The sequence below is a fragment of the Flavobacterium sp. genome, from assembly GCF_040382755.1.
Taxonomy (GTDB): domain Bacteria; phylum Bacteroidota; class Bacteroidia; order Flavobacteriales; family Flavobacteriaceae; genus Flavobacterium.
The window spans coordinates 1-2450 of record NZ_JBEIET010000202.1; the positions used below are offsets into that span (position 1 = coordinate 1).

The 2450-nt window shown below is 30.9% G+C and carries 5 protein-coding genes and 1 tRNA gene; 3 read left to right on the forward strand and 3 right to left on the reverse strand.

Features of this window, described 5'->3' with window-relative positions; all coding sequences use genetic code 11:
• Window positions 1–31: 31 nt before the first annotated feature.
• The 3 genes from ABWO04_RS11155 to ABWO04_RS11165 are packed head-to-tail and all read right to left on the reverse strand — an operon-like array spanning window position 32 to window position 937.
• Window positions 32–256, reverse strand: a complete 225-nt coding sequence (locus ABWO04_RS11155) for a hypothetical protein (protein ID WP_353079768.1) — start codon at window positions 254–256, stop codon at window positions 32–34.
• Window positions 256–402, reverse strand: coding sequence for a hypothetical protein (locus ABWO04_RS11160; RefSeq protein WP_291242906.1), 147 nt, complete (start codon window positions 400–402; stop codon window positions 256–258). Before ABWO04_RS11160 ends, ABWO04_RS11155 begins: the two co-directional genes overlap by 1 nt.
• Window positions 389–937, reverse strand: coding sequence for a hypothetical protein (locus tag ABWO04_RS11165; RefSeq protein WP_353079769.1), 549 nt, complete (start codon window positions 935–937; stop codon window positions 389–391). The genes ABWO04_RS11160 and ABWO04_RS11165 overlap by 14 nt, the downstream gene beginning before the upstream one ends.
• Window positions 938–1062: 125 nt before the next feature.
• On the opposite strand from ABWO04_RS11165, the gene ABWO04_RS11170 reads away from it, so the two are divergent.
• From ABWO04_RS11170 to ABWO04_RS11180, 3 genes are all read left to right on the forward strand, one after another.
• Complete coding sequence (locus tag ABWO04_RS11170; RefSeq protein WP_353079770.1) at window positions 1063–1803, forward strand: DUF4369 domain-containing protein; 741 nt, start codon at window positions 1063–1065, stop codon at window positions 1801–1803.
• Window positions 1770–2216, forward strand: a complete 447-nt coding sequence (locus tag ABWO04_RS11175; RefSeq protein WP_353079771.1) for a TlpA family protein disulfide reductase — start codon at window positions 1770–1772, stop codon at window positions 2214–2216. The genes ABWO04_RS11170 and ABWO04_RS11175 overlap by 34 nt, the downstream gene beginning before the upstream one ends.
• Window positions 2217–2364: 148 nt before the next feature.
• Window positions 2365–2445, forward strand: a tRNA-Tyr gene (locus ABWO04_RS11180).
• Window positions 2446–2450: the final 5 nt, after the last annotated feature.

Genomic DNA, 2450 nt, shown 5'->3' on the forward strand with positions numbered 1-2450 from the left:
TAAAGTAACGTGACTCCCGCAAGGGCAAAGTTTAGTGTGATCCATTTTGAATTTTGAGTAATAAATGTGTAAGCAAAACCTGATATTTACTTAATTCGATTAAATGATTGTCTGAAACCACCTCATCTATTAAATTTTCCACTTCCTCACTCACTTCTAGCTGTAAAAGTTGGGCTTTTTTCCATTCTTTTTGAGCTATCAAATCAATAATTGTTTGAACTTTTGGTTTTAAATATACGAACTGTTGTATTGGCATTATTGGTTTTTAAGCGATTGCTTGTATTGTTCTAAAATTGACGCTTTTTTAGCCGCAGACGTTTGTTTTGTTTTTTGAATTTTCTTCAAATGATTGTCCAATTGCTTTTTATGCTTGTCTTTATTTATGGCATTATTTCTTCCCATGTTGCAAAATTTTCTTCAAATTTACGAAACTTTCATTGGTATTACTTAATTCAGTTAGCATTTTCCTCTTTATTTCTTCGAAATCATCAAAAATCAGGTATTTAGACCAAGAAGTATCTTGTAATACAATTTTGATTTCTTTAATTCTTTTTGCCGTATCCGATGCGTTTCTTAGCATTTGATTAGCATAATCTGAATGATTTTTATGATTAAAATGAACTTCGTTTTTAGTTTCATCAATTGTAATGAAAAAAAATTTTTCTGTTTCGTTATTTGGATAAAAATCGGTCCAATGCGCAAATCCTACAATTTCAGTTTGATTTTTATAGTCCGCATTAGTTATCAATCTCCAACGGCAATTAGCAGCTCTTCCCCAATGGTTGGATTTTCTGTAAACACCCAATTCTGTAAAATAGTACGCACTTCCGGACGCACTTTTGTAACCTAATTTTAAATCTGCAACTGCAGTATCTTCCACTTGTTGAAACAAGCAAAACGTATGTTTGTGAAAATTAAATTTAGTAAAACTATTCATTTTGCAAAGATAGTAATATGTATTTTGGATTTAGATACATTTTATTAATCCTAAAAAAAATAATACCTTTGCATTAAATAAAATTTAAACTGAATTTTTCAGCATAACCATTTAGAAAAAAAACAATGAAACAAGTAGTACTATTATTTTCGGCATTAATATTAATTTCTTGCAATAAATTTAAGGTTGAAGGAACTGCAAAAGGAGTAAAAGACGGCACCAAAGTATTTTTAGAAGGTGCAGGAGAAATGGGTCCTGTTGCTATGGATACTGTAGAAATCAAAGAAGGAAAATTTGAATTTGAAGGAAAAAGCGAATTTCCTGAAGTTGGAATTGTTAGTATTGATGGTGTAATTGATCCGCAATTTCAATCGAGAAAAGCGCTTACTTTTATTATTGAAAGTGGTACAATAGAAATTAATTTTGATACCAAAGACATTCAAAAATCTAAAATATCAGGAACATCTGATAATGATTTGTTTCAAAAATATATGGATGAATCAATTATTATCAATAAACCGATTATGGATTTTCAGAAAAACAATAATGACGCTATGAAAAAAGCTATGGAAACGAATGATATAGCTGTTCAAACGCAATTAAATCAAGAATATGGTAAATTAGCGCAATCTATTTCTGCAAAGATGGATGCGAAATCGAAAGATTTTATGAAAAATAATCCAAGTTCAATTTTGTCAATGCTTTTTCTAGAAAACTATGTTAGTAGAGGAATGATGCAAGGAAAAGATGCCAAAGAAGCATTTGACAAATTAGACAAAAAATTATACGAAACAAAAAGCGGTAAAAATGTAAAAAAAGCATTAGACACGCAATTAAAAGCTGCTGCTCCAGAAAAAAAAAAGTAACTAAGGCACCTGATTTTTCAGCAAAAACGCCAGATGGCAAAACCGTTTCGTTAAAAGAATCGTTAGGAAAAGTTACTATTATTGATTTTTGGGCTTCGTGGTGCGGACCGTGTAGAGCTGAAAATCCAAATGTAGTTGCTATTTATAATGAACTGCACAGTAAAGGTTTAAATATTATTGGAGTTTCATTAGATGATGATGCAGCAAAATGGAAAGCAGCCATTGCTAAAGATAAATTAACCTGGACTCAGGTTTCTAATTTAAAAGGTTGGGAAGATCCAATTGCTATGGCATATGAAGTTGACGGTATTCCTGCAACCTTTATTTTAGATGCAAAAGGAAATATTATTGCCAAAAACCTTAGCGGCGAAGAATTAAAAGCTAAAATAAAAGAAACATTAGGCATAAAATAATAAATAATTATCCCATTTAGTTTGAAAGAATTAAATGGGATTTTTTTATGTTTTTAGTTTTCAGAACGTTATAAAATATTTTATACATTACCGTAAAATAAGTTTGCAACAATAAAAAACAATTATATATTTGCAATCGAAATGGCCTGGGGAGATACTCAAGCGGCCAACGAGGGCAGACTGTAAATCTGCTGTGAAAACTTCGCAGGTTCGAATCCTGCTCTCCCCACAAAA